The sequence below is a fragment of the Akkermansia sp. JRP_AM1 genome, assembly GCF_049262625.1.
Classification (GTDB): Bacteria; Verrucomicrobiota; Verrucomicrobiia; order Verrucomicrobiales; family Akkermansiaceae; genus Akkermansia; species Akkermansia massiliensis.
This window is the reverse complement of the sequence record NZ_CP118234.1, coordinates 1,479,157-1,498,091: the sequence shown is the minus strand read 5'-3', so window position 1 is coordinate 1,498,091 and position 18,935 is coordinate 1,479,157. Positions and strand designations below refer to the sequence as shown.

The window sequence follows — 18,935 nt, the reverse complement described above, 5'->3', positions numbered from 1 at the left end:
AATATGATGGCGGAGTCCGGAACCTTTGCCGGCACCGTCAACGCCAACGGAGGCGTTCGCGTGCCGCTGCCTGCCACGGCCCAGGAGGCCCTGTCCTGGGACTCCATGCTCGAAGAGCAGGCCAGACGGGAATGGCTCCTGGTGCGCAGCGCCTCCTATGCCGCCGTTCCGTCATGGGTGGCATTGCTGGCGCGCATGCAATCCCTCAGCATTTACAAGTATTCCAGCGCCAATGCATCCGTCAAGGAAGGCATCATTGAAAATGAACTATATGACCATGTCATTAGAATGACTCCCGCCTCCGGCATTTCCTTGCTGGGGGTGGGCACCAAGCCCTGGAAATTTGCTCATTCACTGGGAACCTACAAAGATTCCAGTTTTGCGGCGGCGGCGGCATGGTGCATTACGGGGGCGGACAAGGCGTCCATCATGCTGGGAAGCACCACACATGGCTATGGATGCACCACAAACCCGTCCTCGCCATGCTATGCGCATCCCATTCACTGGTGCAATTATGACCATGCCGGGACAGGGCAGGATTACAGGTTTCCTCTGCTCAATTCCGTTAATAATTACAACGGTTATGATATGACGCCCGCCTGGCAGGCGACTTTATACGGCAAGTCTTACCTGGGCAGTTCTGCATCCTGCTTGATTCGCGGCACGGATTACGGGCGCGGCAACGGGGAAGCCCGGTATGTGTGGGCGCTGGTCCCAAACGCCACCTATCTTGCCGTAGCAATGGCGCCCCGGCATGCGGCAGACCATCCCTACGTTGAAAACAGGTGGGAGTTGTTCGTCGACGGGCAATACGTCATGCCCATGACAGCGCGGTTCTGCGGCGGCGGCCATACGGCTGTATTGTCAGCAACAGTCAAAGCCCATGAAGTGGCCAGCGCGCAGGAGACAGGGTTGAGAATGGCCGGAATGCGGGTGAACACGGGCAGCCTGCCCGGCAGCACGGCGGCCAGGGATATCCTGGGGAAGGTGGTCATGGACGGAGTGGCGATCAAGCCCGTGCCGGAGGTGACGGCTTCCGCGCTGGAGGTGGGAGCGGAAGGCGGTGAAGTAACGCTGACGGTATCCTCCACGCTGGCGGAGGCTGTGTACGCCATTAACGACACGATGTGCGGGCATGACCCCGCCGCCGTATGGTGCAGCCAATCCGCGGAGCAGATACCAGCCGGCGGCGGCCAAATCACCCTGACGCTTGCCCCCAACACGACCGGGCAACCCCGGCAAGTGTGGGTTTTTGTCGGCCACCACTATGCCCAGACCGCTGTCGTGGAAATCAACCAGTTACCCTGAATATATGAATAAAAAAGAGTTGCACTTATTTTTCCTGCCAAGGAAGTAAAAAATCCTTATAATGCCCCATAGGGAACGCTTACTTTTTCCTCTTCCAGAGCAGCCGCGTCCCCGCTATTGCCAGTCCACGATGTACCATGCCACGCATGCCTTTCGTACAGCAATACATTAAAAGAATCGTTATGACGCCATAGGAAACAACCATCAGGAAGGCGCAGGCAAACCAGTTCAGGAAAGACCCGGAGGGTTGCAAGGGGGAATATTTCCAAATCCAGTTCATCAGCACCATAGGTATCAGAATCAGCGCCAGCTGGTAACCGAATTGGAGCCAGTAATTCATCACGTTCTTTCTGAATCCCCAAGTGTACAGCATGAAGGGTTTCCAAATGCCAACAATAAGCACCAGGCTGGAAATACCCCCCAGAAGAATGCCGGGCAATCCCCATAGGTAACCTCCGATAATTGCTACGGAAATGTTGATCACGCTTTCTACAATGGGCGCCCAGACATCCCAGAACAGGCCGTAGCCGTATAAAAATTGATCCACTGCACCCCGCGTGACAGTGATGAACAGGTTGATGATGATCAGGATCATGATTTCCCGGGGGAGGATGTAGCCCGCTCCCAGCCAAAGCGTGATGAATGGCTCCAGAAGCTGGTAAAGGGTAAAGCAGATTGTCCCGGCTATCAGCATGCGCAGGGAAAATAATTCATTGAACACCTTGCGGATTTTTTCCGCATTCCCCTCCGCGATCAGATTTCCCACGCTGGCTTCCGTGCTGCCCAGCAGGTTGTTGACCAGGAGGAACAGTTTATCCATGATGGTGGAATAGTTGCCATAGTAGGCGACCATCTGCAGGGAAACAAATGCATAAACCAGAAACGGCGTGACCTGGAACTGGAAAAAATAACCCAGCCGATGTACAAAGAGCTGCCTGGTATATTTAATAACCTCAGGGTATTTCCTGAACAGTTCCTTTCCCAGAGCCACATTGCTTTTCAACCAGGGATATACCTGATTAATTTTCCAGTTAAGGATGAAGGAATAAATAATGCCGAACAGCAGTTCTATCATTATCCATAGATAATAGCTGCCCGTATACCACGCAGATAATATCTGGCATAAAATTTTGATTATGGAGGCCGTCTGGAAATAGAAGGCCACCACGTAATTCCTCTGGTCCGCCCCCAGGAGAGTCTGCCTGTAGTTGGCGAAGTACCCAATCAGGGAAGAGGCGAGAAAAGAATAATAAGCAAAATAGATGATTCCATAGGAAAATCCCGTTGAAGGGAAGATCAGCGGCAGAAAACAGGAAAGCAGCAATCCGGCGGCAATAATGATGCGCCCTATCCACCGGTACATGTAACCCAGAACAGAAATAATTTCATTAATTCTGGCCTCATCATGTTCAAAAATAGGTTTATAAAGCACATATCCGATAGCCGTGCTTATGCCAAGCTCCGCCAAATTAAGAAAATTCAGCAGATTCATTAAAGTTCCCGTCAAACCGACGAAATCAGCGCCCAGGCAATTCAGGAAAACTTTTCTTGAAAAAAATGAAATGATGAGAATCAGAACATAAAAAATGAGGTTCACCCGGGCATTCAACAGGCTTTTTTTTACGCGAGACTCCTTCATACCATTTATTCCATGGACTTATCCTCTCTTCACGAGAAAACAAAAAATACAGAAATCATTCATACCCGGTTTCATTTATCCGGCTGGTAAAATACAAACAGGATATTCTGCCAGTCATACGGCCATGAAAAGCGGCATTAATCTAGCACAACATTCCACTGCATCAACATCTTTTTATCCATAAGCCACAACCTGCTCCATACCAGTTATCCAACATTGTTCCATAAAGCATTCTTGTTTTATTTCCCTCTTCCATCTATATTACCGCCCGTGAGCAAAGGAAGGATTCTGATTGCCGCCTATGCCTTCCCTCCGGGGAAGGAGGCGTGAGTATGGCGGCCTATGAAATGGCGCACAGCCTGGGCTCCAGAGGCTGGGACATTCACGTTCTCACCCGCCAGCAGGATTTGCCGGAGGATCCTTCCCGCACAAGATGCTGCCCCATCACGGCCCTGCCGGATTCCCTGACGGACGACACCAACCGCTTGAAGGAGTACCTGGACGCTTTTTTAAAAGATATCCAGCCGGATTTTATCGTTTACCATTCCTGGTCGGGCTGGTGCCGGAAGGAATTGCTGGCATGCGCACGGGAAAAGCGCCTTCCCTTTTTTCTGCGTTCCCACGGCATGCCCACCAACCTCCGTTCCTATTTCCGCGTGGACTACCCTCCTTTTTTCGGCATGAAAAAATGGCTCTGCTCCTTTTTCCAAATACGCAGGGGCATTCTGAACGTACACCGGGAATCCCCGTTAAACCGCCTTGTTTTCCTTGACTCCTATGGAACGCCCTTCAAAGGGTTCGATTATTACTACTGCTCCAAACTGAATCTTTCCCGTTACGTCTGCATTCCCAACACGTTTCCGGCGCTGAAACAAGCCGTTCCTTTCTTCCGGGAAAAATACGGATTGTCCCACGCTCCCGTTTTCACGTGCCCCGCCAGCGCCTGCAACACGAAGCGGCAGCTTCTGTTTATTCGCCATGTAAAGCAAACCAAGCTGGACAACATCGTTTTCCTTTTCCTTGTTCCGCAACGCAATTCCTACGCTGAGCAAATGGAGCAGGCTATTGGGGACGATCCCAGATTCAGGATTCTTTACAATCTTCCCCGTCCGGAGGTGGAAGCCGCCATTATGGAGAGCGCCGCCGTTTTCCTTTACTCCTATCAGGAGCAGCAGCCGCTTTGCATTCTGGAGGCCATGTCGTGCGGCATCCCATGGTTTGCTCCCGATGTGGGAGCCGTTTCCACCCTGAAGGGAGGCATCATCCTGAAAAAAACATCCTCCGCCACATTGGAAAAAACCGTGGGGGCTCTGACGGACGAAAAATTCCGGGAGCGCCGGGGGCAGGAGGGGCTGCGGCAATGGCAGGAACAGTATGACCCATCAGTCGTATATCAACAATGGGAAGACCTGCTCAGCTCCATTGCCTCCTCCCGTACCCCAAAGCAGAAGGATTGAATTGATTCCATGGGATGAATTCGGCCCCGGCTATTTTCCTCACGAACGTTATCCCACGGTAAAACGCCTTCTCACCATTTTCATCATTGCATTTTCCGGACCAGCCAAGTTTCTCAGTTATGAGAATTTTCGCGTTAAAATTTTTCAATAGGAGATTGCGGAGACCAAGTCTCCCGTTTTAAAGAAAGACCATTATTGTATCAGTTTAAAAAAGGGATTCCAGATAGAAAACAGACACAATCTTTTTTTCATCTTGCTCGCAGCCAAGGCGCTCATCATCATACTTGCGCATTTTCTGGACTTTTCAATTCGTCCGCGTTATTAATAGTCCTTGCTGTTTTTATATGGAAAATCGGTCATCTCTTCCTGTTATCGCCATTTTGGCAAACATGCCTTTGGGACGCTTGCTTCCTGAAGAGTTTCAAGATCAAGACCACACCTTGATTCCATGGATTTATGCTTTTTTCTGCGATCTGGCTCATCAAAAACGCTATGAAATTCATTGGATTACTCTCAAAAAATATGTAAAGGCCCATACCGTCCGGCAACTGAAAGGCCAGACCATTCACATTCTGCCTGATCCAAGTTTGGCTCTGGGACTTTTAAGCGGGCATTTTCTTGCCTCTAAAAGAATACGCCTTCTTCTCCATTCCCTGAAACCAGCCCTGGTCCATGCATGGGGCATTGAATTTCCATATGCCAAGGCATGCATGAACCAGCCGTATTCCCGATTATTATCATACCAGGGGGCCCTGCATGCCTATTGCCGGGAAAGTAAAATGCCCTTTCTGGCGCACCTTCAAGCATTCTGGGAAAAACGAACAACTCCGGCATACCAGCATATTACATGTGAATCACCATGGGCTGCGGAATGTGTCCGGAAACTCAACCCGGCAGCCTCCATCCATCTTATCGACTACGGCATTGAGTCCGAGTTCCAGGAAAAGAAACGCGCTCCCAGTACACGGCCATCCTGCCTGTTCGCAGGATCACTGAACGAACGTAAAGGTCTTCCCTTTCTGATTGAAGCCTTTAAAAATCCCTCCCTGGCGCATGTAGACCTTTATATTGCAGGAAACGGGAAACTACGCACCAAGCTAAATTCCGAATGCCCTCCCAATATCCATTGGCTTGGGGAACTATCCAGGATGCAACTCAGGCAGCAGATGGAAACGGCCTGGTGCCTGTTACTTCCAACTCTGGCCGATACAGGACCCACCATTGTCAAGGAAGCCCGCTGTATGGAATTACCGGTTATCACTACGGTCAATGCCGGGAGCAAACAATACGTCGAAGACGGCAAATCCGGATACATCCTCCCAGTCAAAGACAGCGAAGCCATTCGCCAAGCCGTCCTTGCCGTGACGGAATCCCTGGATAAATCCATTGCCATGGGAAAATACGGAATAGAGGAAATAAAAAGGAAGCTCAGTATTCAAACTACTTCCCAAGACTTTATGGACGTCTATGGCTCGCTGCTGGACATGAAAGAGGAAAATAACACGGATTCCTGACAGGCAGGTTTTTCTTCTACCTCCGAAGCTTCCAAAGAAAACTTGTTTTCGCCTTTCTTCCCATGATAAAAAAGCTCATTATTCGGTTCCTTTCAAAGATAGGCTGCCTGCTGCTCAAGCTCCGGGGAGTGCGTACCGGAACGGGCGTCATCCTGTCCGGCCTGCCCCGGATTAAAAAATTCCCGGGAGCTTGCATCACCATCGGCAACGGCGTCACCATCCACTCCATGGCGCGGATGAATCCGGTGCTTTCCCACCATGCCTGCCTGGCGGCCCTTTCCAATGAAGCCCGCATCACCGTGGAGGACGGCTGCGGCATCAGCGGAGCCACCCTGGTTTGCGTCAACGGCATCCACATCGGGCGCCATACGCTGATAGGCGCAGACACGCTGATTCTGGACAACGACATGCACTATCCCCGGAGCGGCGCCAGCTGGGGCAGCACGTGGGGAAATCCCGGGCACGGCAAGCCCATTCACATCGGAGAAGGCTGCTTCATCGGAACCAGGGCCATCATTTTGAAAGGCGTCACCATCGGTTCCGGAGCCGTGGTAGCCGCCGGAGCCGTCGTCACCAGGGATGTGCCTTCCGGCTGTCTCGCGATCGGCAATCCCGCAGAAAACAAGCCGCTGCCCGAACGCCTCAGGCATCCGGAAAAATCCTGACTGCGCCATGCCCGGCATTTCTACTACAGGCCTTCCCGCTACGCTGTTCCTTGCCGGACCCACCGGGTCGGGAAAATCCGCCGTGGCCGTGGAACTGGCGGAAATGCTGGGTGCGGAAATCGTCGGTTCGGACGCCTACCAGGTGTACCGTGAGCTTCCCATTCTAACGGCGGCTCCCTCCCCGGAAGACCGGGCACGCGTTCCCCACCACATGGTATCCATCATTCCGGCCCGGATGCCCTGGGACGCCACGGAACACTACCACCGCGCCATGCGGTGCGTGGAGGATATCCATGCCCGCGGAAAAACGGCCATCGTCACGGGCGGCTCCGGACTGTACTTCAAATTCCTCTCCCACGGCATGTCGGAAGCGCCGCCGGGGGACGCTGCCCTCCGCGCCGCTTTTGCGGACTGTTCCACGGAAGAATTGCACGCCAGGCTGGCTTCCCTGGACCCGGAAGGCGCAGCCCTGACCAATTCTTCCAACCGGCGGTATGTGGAACGCAACCTGGAAATCGTCCTTGCCGGAGGAAAACCCCTTTCCTTCTGGAAGCGGAACTGGCTGAAGCCGCCCCTGGGGCCCGGCTGGGTCATCACCAGGGAAGTTCCGGAACTGGACGGGAGAATCGCCCTCCGCGCCGCACGCATGATGCAGGAGGGGGCCGTGGAGGAAGCAGCTGCCCTGGGCCCCTGCTCCGCCACGGCGGAACGCACGCTTGGCCTAGCGCTGATACGCAGCCTGCTGCGCGGGGAAATCACCCGTGAAACCTGTCAGGCGAAACTGGCGCTCGCCACCCGGCAATACGCCAAACGCCAGCGTACCTGGTTGAAACGGGAGCAATGGCTCCGGGAACTTCCGGCTGCCCCCTCCGCCTCCCCCGGGAGCTGGCGAAATGCATCATACGGGAGCTGGAGCATTAGCCCCCTCCTAGGACGGTAAACATCCGGAAAACCGCCCGTTTCTTCCCCCGGCAAACTGTATCTAACATATTTTTGGATGCATTGACATTAAAAGGGGCGGAAGACTATCATGAGCATAACTCTCCTCAGCTCGCACCCTGGCATGAACTTTCCCTCTTTCCGCCTTTCCTCTACCGGCATTTTTCTGCATGCCCTGGCAACCTTTGTTCATGCAGAAGACATTCCCACCACGGATGACCGCTCCCTGTACATCGAATCGGAAACCAAGGTTGTCTCTCCCCAATGCCTCCTCGACCAAGGAGACCAGGACGAGGACAGGAAACGCACCAAAGTCGGTATTGGAGAAGTGGTCACCTTGGCCCTGAACGGCAAGAGAGTTAGGGACGTAGACCCGGATTCCCTTGAATGGTCCCTGGAGCCGGAGAAGGCGGCCAGCATTGAGAAATCAAATGACGATATTAATCAAGCTACGCTGACCATCAGCAGAAACCTTACCGAGGATACTAACCTGAAGGTTCGAGTTAAAACCAGCCTTGATGAAGAACTGCCGAAAAGAGAACCCTCCGTTTTCAGCATTCTCGTTCCCTCTGACATTAAAGCGGAACATTCCGGGAAACGGGTGGAAAAACATCCCCGGGACAAGGAGAAAGACAGACCGGGAGCTTCCTCCAAGCTTGTCGTGACTTTTCTTCCCTTGGCGGTCAGTTTCAGCAATGTTCCCATCATGGAACGGGCAGAAGACCCGGAAGGATTCAAACCGGTGCATACCCCGGGAAAACAGCTGATGTGGCCCAATGCCCTGAATGCCCACCATCATGACAACATCGGCTGGAGATGGGACAAGGAGAAGGATATTCGCTTGCAGCACTTGCAGGACATGAAACTTCCCGATTCCTTTTCATGGACCTGCGGGTGGTACGTACACGCCGACGGCAAGGACTGCTGCAAGGTTGGCAATGACACGTATTCCCAGGATTTCAGTTTTGAGTACGAAGATGAAAGGGAAACCAATAAAGACTCCCCCACCAGGGGCTTGAAAAATATCAAGGTAAGCATCACCAAATTCGGATGCACCGTCACGCGCAGCACAGCAGACGACGCCCTGCATGCCGACTCTACCGCCAATCCATAACCTCCTGTTTTTAGCATCATGAATAAATCTTATCCCTTCCTTCTGTTATTCGTCCTTTACTCGCTGTCTTTTCCCTGTTCAGCCTCTCCGGAGCAGGACCAGCTCCCCCTTCCTTCCGCCATCAGGAATCTGAACAAGCAAAACCCGGAACTCCTGCGGCTTAAGAAACTGCTGGACAGTGGCCAGATCATTCCGTTCTACCAGGGGGCGGATAAAATATTGAAAGAAGCCAACCGCTACCGGAAAAAGGACGTCACCCCTCAGGAGCTGACGGAGGGGCTTTTCCTGTGCTATCTGATTGCCAAGGCCCCGTTCATTGACCTCAACGATTACGAAAATGTCGAATGGCTTGCTACCTACACTAGCGTAGATCACCACGCAAAAGAGTTTTTCACGAACAGCATCCCTTTCCTTGCGCTAACGGACAAGAATAGCAGCCTCCCAGGCAGGGAAGAGGCCCTTCGATTTTATTTATCCGCAAAAGCTCTGATCATCAAACAATTCCACAGCCAGGTAGATTATGCTTTTGAAGCTACGGAAATCTTCGCCCACATGCTCATCGACCATGCCTCCGGAATGCCAGAAGGAAACGATACCAAGCTGTTCAACAAGACAAGCGCGCTGAGTTCGAGAAGCAACAACGCTCAATTCGCCATCAAAAGCAAAGAACGCGGATTTATCAGGGAACTGATGACCTGCTTCCCGACCAAGGCCCAGGAGGTTAAAAAATACCTGCGTCTGGCCGGATACAGGGACAAGGACATTCCGGCCCTGCTGGACAGAACCGTCGGCCGGGTGCCGAAAGCGGCCTACCTTTACAAAGGATTGCCCAAACAGAAAAATTAAAGAGGCATCCAAATCCGGACAACAAAAGCGTCACTAGTGCAAACCCTTTCCTGCATAAAAAGACTGTAAGGCATCTTCTTGTTTTCCCAGGTTACGCCCCGGATATTCGTCTTCCACGCTTTTTGTCTTGGCTTGCGGGGGCATCTTTGGTTTACAGAGGCAGGCGGGAAAGGCTTTCCAAAAGCAGGCCGCTTCATTATATTCATCTCTTTTTCAGCATCGTGGCACGCATTCTTGTAGGCTTATCAGGCGGGGTGGACAGCTCCGTGGCAGCAGCCCTGCTCGTGGAGCAGGGCCATGACGTGGTGGGGGCCTACATGAAAAACTGGGTGAATGACGAGGGCATTCCCGGCGAATGCCCGTGGGAGCAGGATATTCAGGACGCGCTGTCCGTCGCCAAAAAAATCGGCATTGAATTCCGGGTCATCGACCTGGTGGACGAATACCGCGCCCGCATCGTGAATTACCTGATTGAAGGCTACCGCGCCGGATACACGCCCAATCCGGACGTGCTGTGCAACCGGGAAATGAAGTTCGGCGTCTTTCTGGATTACGCCCTGGAGCAGGGGTTTGACTCCGTAGCCACCGGCCACTACGCCCGCAGGCTGGATACGCCGCAGGGCTCCTTCATCCTGCGCGGGCGGGACCCGAACAAGGACCAGTCCTACTTCCTGTCCCTGATGCGCCCGGACCAGACAGCCCGCGCCGTGTTCCCCCTGGGGGACCTGCTGAAGCCGGAGGTCCGCGTGCTGGCGGACAAATACGGCCTTCCCACGGCGCGCAAGAAGGACAGCCAGGGCATCTGCTTTATCGGCCAGGTGAAGATGAGCGACTTCCTGCGCCACTACCTGCCGGATAAACCCGGCAAAATCGTGGATACGGAGGGGAAGACGCTCGGCTCCCACAACGGCCTGCACCTGTTCACCATGGGCCAGAGGAAAGGCCACGGCGTCGCCTCACCGCGGGAGGGAATCGCCTACGTGGTGGTGGGGAAGGACGTCAAACGCAACCGCCTGATCCTGGGGTATGAAGACGCATCCACGCAGGGACTGTATGCGGCCCATGCGGTGGTCGGCGGCATTTCCAATACGCTGGCGCCCCTGCCCTCCCGCGTGATGGCGCAGCCCCGCTACCGCGCCAAGGCGGAATGGGCCTCCTGCGAATATCTGGAAGAAGGAAAGGTGCGCCTGAGCTTTGACACGCCCCTCCGGGCGCTGGCCGTGGGACAGGTCTGCGCTTTTTACGACGGAGGCAAGTTGCTCGGGGGCGGTTTTTTTGAATCCATAGAACCATGATTGACCCGGAACGCACCATAGCCGCGCAGGCCACCGCCGCAGGACAGGGAGCCATTGCCGTCATCCGCATGAGCGGTCCCAGCTGCATGGCCATCCTGAAACAATGCACCCCCGCGGCCTTCACGGAACGCCTCCAGCCGCGCCGGGCAACGCTGGCCCGCATTCTGGACGCGGAGGGAACCGCCATTGACCAGGCGCTCATCACCTGGTTCCCGGCCCCGGCCAGTTATACGGGGGAAGATACCGTGGAAATCTCCTGCCACGGCGGCATGCTGGTGACAGACCGCCTGCTGAAACGCCTGTACCGGTGCGGAGCTTCCCGGCGGAACCGGGCGAGTTCACGAAGAGGGCCTTCCTGAACGGACGCATGGACCTGACCCAGGCTGAGGCCGTGATGGACGTGATTTCCGCCGGGAGCGACCTAGCCCTGAAAGCCGCGCAAACCCAGCTGGACGGGGGCATCGGCTCCCAGGTGGACGAACTGAAGGACAGCCTGGTTCACGTCCTGGCCCATATTGAGGCCTACATTGATTTTCCGGATGAAGATATTTCCCCGGACACCGCTTCCGGTTTGCTGGCGCGGCTCCGGAGCATGGAGGAAAAGCTTTCCGGGCTGCTGCGGACCGCCGAGGGCGGCCGTCTTCTGCGTGAAGGCATCCGCACGGCGATCGCCGGACCGCCCAACGTCGGAAAATCCAGCCTGCTGAATACCCTGCTGGGGTATGACCGGGCCATTGTCAGCAATATCGCCGGAACCACGCGGGACACGGTGGAGGAATCCATCCAGCTCGCCGGGCTGGCTCTGCGGCTGATTGACACGGCAGGCGTCCGGGAATCTTCCGATGTGATTGAACAGGCCGGCATCACTCGTACCAACAGGGCGCTGGAAACCGCCGACCTGGTTCTGGAAGTGGCGGACGCCTCCGCGCCCCGGACAGAGGCTTTCCCCACGGCCGCCCGTACCGCGCCCCGGCTGCTGATTCTGAACAAGTGCGACCTGGGAATCCACCCGGACTGGGAGGCCGTTCCCGGCATCCGTTTTTCCTGCGCCACCGGAGCAGGCAGAAAGGAATTGGAAGAAGCCATCGTCCGGGCCTTCGCTTCCTCCCTGCCCGGTGAAACGGGCAGCTCCCTGGTAGCCATCAACGCCCGGCACCAGCATGAACTGGGCCTGTGCCTGGAGCATGTCCGGCTGGCTTCTGAATCCATCTCCCGGCAGGAGAGCCCGGAATTCACGGCTCTGGAACTGAGGGAAGCCCTGACGCATCTGGGGGAAATCACCGGAGCCGTGGATACGGAGGACGTGCTGGGCGCCATTTTTTCCTCCTTCTGCCTGGGCAAGTAAAGCTCCGGAAAATCCGGACAGCATCATTCAACAAGCAGCTTTTATATCCTCATCATGCCTCCTCCCGCCGTCAAATCCGTCCGCCAAATCATTTATTACCAATATGCCAAAATCATTGCCTCTTCTTCCGGCTTCGGAAAGGCCAATTACGGCATGATTATGAGCAAGTGGAAGGAGCTTTGCGCAGGGACCATACATTGGTCTTCCTCCGTTCGCGAATGGGTCAGGGAAATGGAACATCCCGGAGAATGCATTTATTGCGGCGAAAAAAAAATTGACCACGGAGCATATCCTGCCCCGCGACTGCGGGGAGAAGATATCATGGATAACGTTGTCAGGGTATGCAAGTCCTGCAATTCCTCCAAGGGCGGGAAACGCCTGTACGAATGGAAGGGGCTGAAGGAAAAGGACAGCCACCACCGCATCGCGGAGGGGAAATACCTGAAGTACCTTTATTCCCTTCACGAAAAACGGGGAACCCTGGACGTAGCAAATGTGCGGGAACTGTGCCCGCACTGCAACATGCGCTCCTGCTGCGAGCGGGACGGTACGGTGGAGAAGCTTTCCGTCTATTGCATGGAAGGGTGCTTCCACAAGTAGCGCGGATTACCGTCCGCCGGGTTTCCCGGAAAGAATCTCCTTTTCCTCTTCCTCCATGGCTTCCGGTTCCGCCTCCGGGGAGAACAGGGGAATGTAGGAAGGCAGGTTCCAGTTCCAGCGGATGGCCGCCAGGCGCACGGAGAGCGTGACCACGAAGCCCGTCACGAAGCAGGTGGAGGAGTCGATCCCGAAGTAGTAAAGCACCGCGTACGCCACGCCTCCCAGGAGGGCCGCGGTGGCGTACAGTTCCCCGGGGCGGAACACGTAGGGAACGTTTCCGGTGAGCACGTCGCGCAGCAGGCCGCCCGCCACGCCGGTGCAGATGCCCATCATCACGGAAACGGTGGGCGTATAGCCGTGGAGGTAGGATTTTTCCGTGCCGATCATGCCGAAGAGGGCCAGAACGATGGCGTCCGCCACGCGGATGGTGCCCATGGGCGGCGGGTATTTCTGGGCCACGTAAAAGGTTCCCAGGCTGGTGACGACGGCGGCCAGGACAAAGATTTCCCCGGAGGGCAGCGTCCAGTACACCGGAATGTCCAGCAGAAGGTCGCGCACGGTCCCTCCGCCCAGGGCCGCCAGGGTGCCGCAGACAATCACGCCGAACAGGTCCATTTTCACGCGCGAAGAAGCAATGGATCCCGCCAGGGCTCCAATGATCGTGCTCATGATTTCACAGATGGAGAGGAACATGGCGGCAGGAGGAAGGAAAGAGGCGGATTCAGCAGACCCGTATCCACGGCAGGCAGGAGTCCTGGCTGGCGCAGAACAGGGAGGTGGAAGCCAGTCCCATGTCATGCAGGGTAGCACGCATCAGGCTTTCTGCCAATTCCGGAGAATTGCTTTCTGCGCTCAGGTGGGCCAGCACTACGTTTTTCAGGGCGTCATGGGCGATGCGCCTCAGCAGGTCGCAGGCCTGTTCATTGGAAAGGTGCCCGTGCGTGGAGGCGATGCGCTGCTTCAACGGCCAGGGCCGCTTGGGGGTGGCCGCCAGCATGTCCGGATCATAGTTTGATTCCACCACCAGGCTGTCCACCATGGAGAGGTGTTCCGCCACGCAGCCGGGGGCCTGCCCCGTATCGGAAATGAAGCCCAGGCTGGACCGTTCCGTTTCAAACTTGAATCCCACCGGGTCCACGGCGTCATGGTAGGTGGCAAAGGGGGTGATGACGATATCCCCTATTTTAAAGGACTGCCCTTTTTCAAAGTAGGCCCAGGGGGCTTCCGGCGCCTTTTCCTGAACGCACATGGCCGTATGGCGGGTGGCATAGACGCGCACGGTGTATTTCCTGGTGAACTGATGCACGCCCTTCATGTGGTCCGTGTGTTCATGGGTGAGCAGAATGGCGTCCAGCTCCTCCGGTTCCACGCCGGCGGATTTCATTTTATCCCGCAGCCTGGCGGCGCTGAACCCGGCATCCACCAGCAGGACGGTTTCCCCCGCCTTGACGATGGTGGCATTTCCTCCGCTGCCGCTGCCCAACACGCAAAACTGCATCATGCGCGGAATATAATACCGGTCCCGGAGCGGCGCAAGAGCGGATCAATGCTTTTTTTCACGACATGAACACAAGAAAAAATACTTTTTTCCAGTACGGGGTTGACATTTCAGGTGCATTAAAGTGTATTGAAGTCACTACGTAGTGTACTTGCATGCGATGAGCAGTGTATCAGACAACCTTTTTGGTGCATACACGCACAAGCTGGACCCCAAAAACCGGATTGCGATTCCGGCTGAATGGAGGCCTACCGAAGGCTGCGCCCTGCTCCTGCTATCCGGCCGGCGCCTTGAATTGCCGACCGTTAAAGCCTATACGCGGGAAAAATTCCAGCAACTCATTGACAAGATAGAAGCCACGCCCGGCTACACGGAAGCGCAGATCGACCTGTTCATCGGCAGATTATATGCCAACTGCGTGGAGGCCATCATCAACGCCCAGGGCAAACTACTGATACCCAAACAAATGTGCGAACACGCACAGCTCAGTTCCTCCGTCCGGCTCGCCGCGCGGAGAGGATATTTCGAATTATGGGAACCTTCTCTCTATGAAGAAGTCTCCCGGCGTGAAAACGCCAATATTTCCGATATCAACCAATCCTACGGCATTCTCTGATCTCCCTTCATGCCCCCAGACCCTACCATTCCGCCCACGCATCAGGCCCATCCCTACGCAACGCTTGCGCTGCGCCCGGGCTGGCTTGTTTCCGGCCTGGGCGTCGGCGCCAGAACCGGGCTGAATGCGGAGGTTACGGCTTATTCCATTGTTTTCTGGGGGCACGACGCCCTTCCGGCGCAGGACATGATCGCCTGGCAGCAGGAGAAGGCACGCATCACCGCGGAAATGTCCCTGGCGGGACAGAAGGGCGCTTATGGCAAATTGGGCGCATTGTCCTCCAGCCTGAACCGGGCTTTTGATGGCCATGTTGAGCTTTCTTTACGCGCGGGCGCGGGTACGCATGTCCGCACGGAGGAGGCGCAGGCCCTGGCAAATGCCCTTGCGGCGGAAACGTCCTGCCGCGTGCTGGCATGGAGCATCTGCCGCAACCATGTGCACGTGATTGCGGAGTTGACGGAGGAGAAGGGGGTGGACGAGCTGGTCTGTTCCTGGAAGGCGCTTGCCCCCTCCATGAACTGGGAAGGCGTGTACCACACGGAAGCCCTGAAAGCTCCGGAAGCCGAAGCCAAAGTGGACGCCCTGGTTTCCGAACTGGGGGATGACGCCGTTTCCGCCTCCGCTGACGCGGAAACGGACGGAGCCGTTTCCGGCAACGGTTTTAACCATGTTACGGTTCTGCTGCATGAGACGGTGGACATGCTGGCGGCAGGCCCCGGCAAACTGATCGTGGACTGTACGCTCGGCGGCGGCGGCCATACGGAATTTCTTCTGGAACAGGGCGCTACCGTCTGGGGCATTGACCGCGACCCGGACGCCCGCCGCGCCGCCGCGCTGAAGCTGGCCCGCTTCGGCTCCCGTTTCAAGGTGCTCGCCGGCAATTTCCAGGATGTGGAAAGCATCCTCGCCCAGCAGGGCGTTTCCCAGGTGGACGGCCTGCTGGCGGACCTCGGCGTTTCCTCCCACCAGCTTGATACCGCCTCCCGCGGCTTTTCCTTCCGGGAAGACGGCCCGCTGGACATGCGCATGGACACCCGCGCCGCCTTTTCCGCCCGCAACCTGGTGAACGAGGCCCCGGAAGAAGAGATCGCGGACATCCTCTGGCAGTTCGGAGAGGAACGGGCTTCCCGCGCCATTGCCCGCGCCATCGTAAAGGCGCGTTCCCTGGCTCCCATCACCACCACCGCCCAGCTCGCCCGCGTGGTGGAATCCGTCCTTCCGCGCAAGGGGCGGCAGCATCCCGGCACCCGTACGTTCCAGGCTTTGAGAATCGCCGTCAACGGGGAGCTGGACGCGCTGGACGCGCTGCTGGATTCCTCCGTGCGCCTGCTGGGCAAGGGGGGCCGCATGGCCGTTATTACCTTCCACAGCCTGGAAGACCGCAGGGTCAAGCAGTTCTTCGACCTCCGGAGCCGTCCGGAAATCGACCGTCCGGAATGGCCGGCTCCGCGCCCCAACCCGGATTACTGCTTCCGCCTGCTTTCCCGCAAGCCCGTCACTGCGGGAGAAGAAGAACTTTCAACCAACCCCCGTTCCCGCAGCGCCAAGTTGCGCGGCGTGGAAAAAATCATCTGACCCATCTCTCCTTCGCCACCGCCATGAAAAGATTCAAACAGCGTTTCACCGGCCACCAGATCAGCGTGAGCATGATCATGTGGCTCATTGCCTTCGCCTCCCTCACCTGCGGGGCGGGCATCACTTATGCCGTGCTGAAAAACGACCAGATCCAGGTCGCGCGCGACATCAAGCAAATGAACGAGGAGATCGCTTCCTGCGAACTCACGAAGGAATATTACCGTTCCAAGACTTCCTCCCTGACCAGCCGCTGGGCCATCCGCGACAGGCTGGCCCAGGACAAGTCCAACCTTCAGCCTATCGAGCCCTCAGCCGTAGAATACATTTCTTCCGAAAACGCCTCCCGCATTGCCGCGGCAGGCAATTAAATGCGCCGAGCCGTTCATGACCACGATCACGAAGTCCAGATTTGCCAGAAGAAGCCTCGTCCTGTGCGGCGTGGCGGGCGCTGCGGTCATCTGGCTGATGCTGACGCTGGTCAACCTCCAACTGGTTTCCCCCCGGAAAACGGGCGGAGTCCCCAGCGGCGGCATTATTGAACGGGAGGTTCTCCTGCCCCAGCGCGGTCGCATCATGGACGCCAATGAGGAGATCCTCACCAACAACATGCAGAGTTCCGAGCTGATTGCGGACGGCTACCACCTGAACGATCCCAAGACCATCAGCTGGGCTCTTGCCTATTCCAAGGCCGTCCACTCCGCCTTCTGGGGAGAAGCCGCCACGGACAAGGAGAAAGAGAAGCTCGTTTCCGGTTTCCGCAGCAAAATCCTGGGACAGGCGGCCAGCAAGAAGGACGGCAGCAAGGAGCACAATCTGGCGAAAATCCTGCTGGAAGAGCCTGAGGACGGCCCGGAAGGGGTAGACATGGCCAGGAAGAAGCTGGAAGAGCTTTATGAGCCGGAGATGGTGAGAAAATACGTGCAGGCCCATCTGGAATACGCCGCCAGCGTGATCGCCCCCTTCCTGCCGGACATGAGCGTGCAGGACATCATCAACACGGTGGAAAAGGACGGGGAGATTCCCAAGAAGCGCATCGTCATCGCCAAGAACCTGTCCGAGGAAAAAGCGGAACTGCTGCGCCAGGCCATCCAGAACGCCCGCGTCCAAGGGTTCCGGTTTGAGACTTCTTCCAAGCGCGTTTATTCCGTGCCGGAATGCATGGTGCACATTCTGGGCTACATCGCCCAGACGAAGGACAGCGGTCCGCGGCCCGTGGCCCTTTCCGGCCTTGAAAAACAGCTGGACGACCAGCTTCTGGGCCACAACGGCATCAGGGAGTACCGGAAGGACAGCCGGGGCCGCATCATCCCCTCCGCGGATTCCCGTTTCAAGGACGCCGTGGACGGCCTGAACGTTCGCCTGACCGTGAACATGGAGTACCAGACGATCGTGGAGGAGGAATTGGACGCCGCCATTTCCTTTTACACGGACCAGACCCACAAGCCCCGCGGCTGCATTATCGTCGTGGAGCCCAAGACCGGCAGCATTCTGGCGATGGCCAGCCGTCCCCACTATAATTTAAATACGCGCGAGGGCCTGCAGGAAGGCGCCTACCACTTCGCCGTGCAGTCCCTGTACGAACCGGGTTCCACCTTCAAGATCGTTTCCGTCACGTCCGCCGTGGACAGCGGAAAGGCCACATTCGATACCATGATCAACTGCACGCCCTACATGGTGCCCGGCTCCCGCCCCGTCACGGACGCCCCCCGTTTCTACAGCGGCCTGACCGTGGCGGGCGTGCTGAAAAAGTCCAGCAACCCGGGCGCCTTCCGCATTGCGCTGAAATCGGGCTGGCCCACGTATAAAAAGTATTTTGACCTATACGGTTTTTCCTCCAAGACGGGCATCGACCTGCCGGGGGAAACCAACAGCCAGTGCCAGGACGGCAGCAACTTCGTCAACTTCTCCCGCATCAGCTTCGGCTATTCCCTGATGGTCTCCCCCTTGCAGGTCGCCATGGCCTACGCCGCCATCGCGAATGACGGCGTGCGCATGCGCCCCCGGCTGGTGGACGGCATTTACGTGGACGACAAGAATTTCCAGCCCTCCCCCCGTGGAAGTATGCCGGGTCATGAGCGTTAAAACAGCCCGGAACCTCCGGAACGCCCTGTTCCACGTCACGGACCTGGACGGAACCGCCAAAAGGGCGCGGATTGAAGGCTACAACGTGGGGGGCAAGACCGGCACCGCCCACAAGGTGAAGCCCACGGGCGGCTATTTTGACAACCGCTATACCGTCTCCTTTGTAGGGATGCTTCCGGTGGAGGACCCGGCCTTCGTCTGCCTCATCGTCATTGACGATCCCACCTCCAAGCACTGCCACCCCGGCGGCGGCACCGTATGCGCTCCGGTCTTCCAGAAACTGGCCACCCGCCTGGCGGCGGCCATGAACATTCCCAAGAATACCCCTTCCGCGGAGGCAGACAAAAAAGCCTCCCGTGCCCAAGCCTCTTCCTCCCCGTCCAAACTGCCGCGCAGATAATCCTATCATGAAGCTACTTACCTTGCTCAAAGACCTTCCCGC

Annotated in this window: 19 protein-coding genes; 16 read left to right on the top strand and 3 right to left on the bottom strand. The window is 56.6% G+C overall.

The window, feature by feature from the left end:
• Positions 1-3: 3 nt before the first annotated feature.
• Positions 4-1,308 carry a BACON domain-containing protein gene (locus tag PVA48_RS07080; protein ID WP_146021183.1) on the top strand — a complete coding sequence of 435 codons (1,305 nt, stop codon included), beginning with the start codon at positions 4-6 and terminating at the stop codon, positions 1,306-1,308.
• Positions 1,309-1,387: 79 nt separating this feature from the next.
• On the opposite strand, the gene PVA48_RS07075 is transcribed toward PVA48_RS07080, so the two are convergent.
• The gene (locus tag PVA48_RS07075; RefSeq protein ID WP_022397692.1) at positions 1,388-2,947 is read right to left on the bottom strand and encodes a lipopolysaccharide biosynthesis protein; all 1,560 of its coding nucleotides are present in this window, start codon (positions 2,945-2,947) and stop codon (positions 1,388-1,390) included.
• Positions 2,948-3,279: 332 nt separating this feature from the next.
• On the opposite strand from PVA48_RS07075, the gene PVA48_RS07070 reads away from it, so the two are divergent.
• The 10 genes from PVA48_RS07070 (at position 3,280) to PVA48_RS07025 (ending at position 12,722) form a co-directional block, all read left to right on the top strand.
• The gene (locus tag PVA48_RS07070) at positions 3,280-4,404 is read left to right on the top strand and encodes a glycosyltransferase family 4 protein (RefSeq protein WP_102722118.1); all 1,125 of its coding nucleotides are present in this window, start codon (positions 3,280-3,282) and stop codon (positions 4,402-4,404) included.
• Between the two features lie 344 nt (positions 4,405-4,748).
• The gene (locus PVA48_RS07065; protein WP_423232445.1) at positions 4,749-5,918 is read left to right on the top strand and encodes a glycosyltransferase family 4 protein; all 1,170 of its coding nucleotides are present in this window, start codon (positions 4,749-4,751) and stop codon (positions 5,916-5,918) included.
• Between the two features lie 62 nt (positions 5,919-5,980).
• Positions 5,981-6,583, top strand: a complete 603-nt coding sequence (locus PVA48_RS07060; RefSeq protein WP_102728964.1) for an acyltransferase — start codon at positions 5,981-5,983, stop codon at positions 6,581-6,583.
• Between the two features lie 7 nt (positions 6,584-6,590).
• Positions 6,591-7,523 (top strand): tRNA (adenosine(37)-N6)-dimethylallyltransferase MiaA, encoded by a 933-nt coding sequence (gene miaA, locus PVA48_RS07055; protein WP_423232444.1) that lies wholly within the window; start codon positions 6,591-6,593, stop codon positions 7,521-7,523.
• 123 nt (positions 7,524-7,646) lie between these two features.
• Positions 7,647-8,636, top strand: coding sequence for a hypothetical protein (locus PVA48_RS07050; protein ID WP_102728962.1), 990 nt, complete (start codon positions 7,647-7,649; stop codon positions 8,634-8,636).
• Between the two features lie 18 nt (positions 8,637-8,654).
• A complete protein-coding gene (locus PVA48_RS07045; RefSeq protein ID WP_102728961.1) occupies positions 8,655-9,482 on the top strand; it encodes a hypothetical protein in 828 nt (275 codons plus the stop codon).
• A gap of 221 nt (positions 9,483-9,703) precedes the next feature.
• Entirely contained in the window at positions 9,704-10,777 is a 1,074-nt protein-coding gene (mnmA, locus tag PVA48_RS07040) for a tRNA 2-thiouridine(34) synthase MnmA (protein WP_102729052.1), read from the top strand.
• Positions 10,774-11,136, top strand: coding sequence for a hypothetical protein (locus tag PVA48_RS07035; RefSeq protein WP_423232443.1), 363 nt, complete (start codon positions 10,774-10,776; stop codon positions 11,134-11,136). The genes mnmA and PVA48_RS07035 overlap by 4 nt, the downstream gene beginning before the upstream one ends.
• An 8-nt stretch (positions 11,137-11,144) precedes the next feature.
• Complete coding sequence (locus PVA48_RS07030) at positions 11,145-12,122, top strand: tRNA modification GTPase (RefSeq protein ID WP_423232442.1); 978 nt, start codon at positions 11,145-11,147, stop codon at positions 12,120-12,122.
• 54 nt (positions 12,123-12,176) lie between these two features.
• Positions 12,177-12,722: an HNH endonuclease gene (locus PVA48_RS07025; protein ID WP_423232441.1), complete on the top strand. Its 546-nt coding sequence runs from the start codon at positions 12,177-12,179 to the stop codon at positions 12,720-12,722.
• A 6-nt stretch (positions 12,723-12,728) separates the two neighbouring features.
• On the opposite strand, the gene PVA48_RS07020 is transcribed toward PVA48_RS07025, so the two are convergent.
• Together PVA48_RS07020 and PVA48_RS07015 are read right to left on the bottom strand one after the other, a co-directional pair.
• The gene (locus PVA48_RS07020) at positions 12,729-13,391 is read right to left on the bottom strand and encodes a trimeric intracellular cation channel family protein (protein ID WP_180971570.1); all 663 of its coding nucleotides are present in this window, start codon (positions 13,389-13,391) and stop codon (positions 12,729-12,731) included.
• Positions 13,392-13,443: 52 nt separating this feature from the next.
• Positions 13,444-14,223 (bottom strand): MBL fold metallo-hydrolase, encoded by a 780-nt coding sequence (locus PVA48_RS07015; protein WP_022397703.1) that lies wholly within the window; start codon positions 14,221-14,223, stop codon positions 13,444-13,446.
• A gap of 157 nt (positions 14,224-14,380) precedes the next feature.
• Here PVA48_RS07015 and PVA48_RS07010 point away from each other — a divergent pair, with 157 nt between their 5' ends.
• The 5 genes from PVA48_RS07010 to PVA48_RS06990 are packed head-to-tail and all read left to right on the top strand — an operon-like array spanning position 14,381 to position 18,893.
• The gene (locus PVA48_RS07010) at positions 14,381-14,836 is read left to right on the top strand and encodes a division/cell wall cluster transcriptional repressor MraZ (RefSeq protein ID WP_022397704.1); all 456 of its coding nucleotides are present in this window, start codon (positions 14,381-14,383) and stop codon (positions 14,834-14,836) included.
• A 9-nt stretch (positions 14,837-14,845) separates the two neighbouring features.
• On the top strand, positions 14,846-16,411 hold the full coding sequence (gene rsmH / locus PVA48_RS07005; protein ID WP_249853110.1) for a 16S rRNA (cytosine(1402)-N(4))-methyltransferase RsmH: 1,566 nt from the start codon (positions 14,846-14,848) through the stop codon (positions 16,409-16,411).
• 23 nt (positions 16,412-16,434) lie between these two features.
• Positions 16,435-16,779: a hypothetical protein gene (locus tag PVA48_RS07000; protein WP_022397706.1), complete on the top strand. Its 345-nt coding sequence runs from the start codon at positions 16,435-16,437 to the stop codon at positions 16,777-16,779.
• Between the two features lie 16 nt (positions 16,780-16,795).
• Positions 16,796-18,493 (top strand): peptidoglycan D,D-transpeptidase FtsI family protein, encoded by a 1,698-nt coding sequence (locus PVA48_RS06995; protein ID WP_423232440.1) that lies wholly within the window; start codon positions 16,796-16,798, stop codon positions 18,491-18,493.
• A complete protein-coding gene (locus PVA48_RS06990; protein WP_423232439.1) occupies positions 18,483-18,893 on the top strand; it encodes a penicillin-binding transpeptidase domain-containing protein in 411 nt (136 codons plus the stop codon). The genes PVA48_RS06995 and PVA48_RS06990 overlap by 11 nt, the downstream gene beginning before the upstream one ends.
• Positions 18,894-18,935 lie beyond the last annotated feature (42 nt).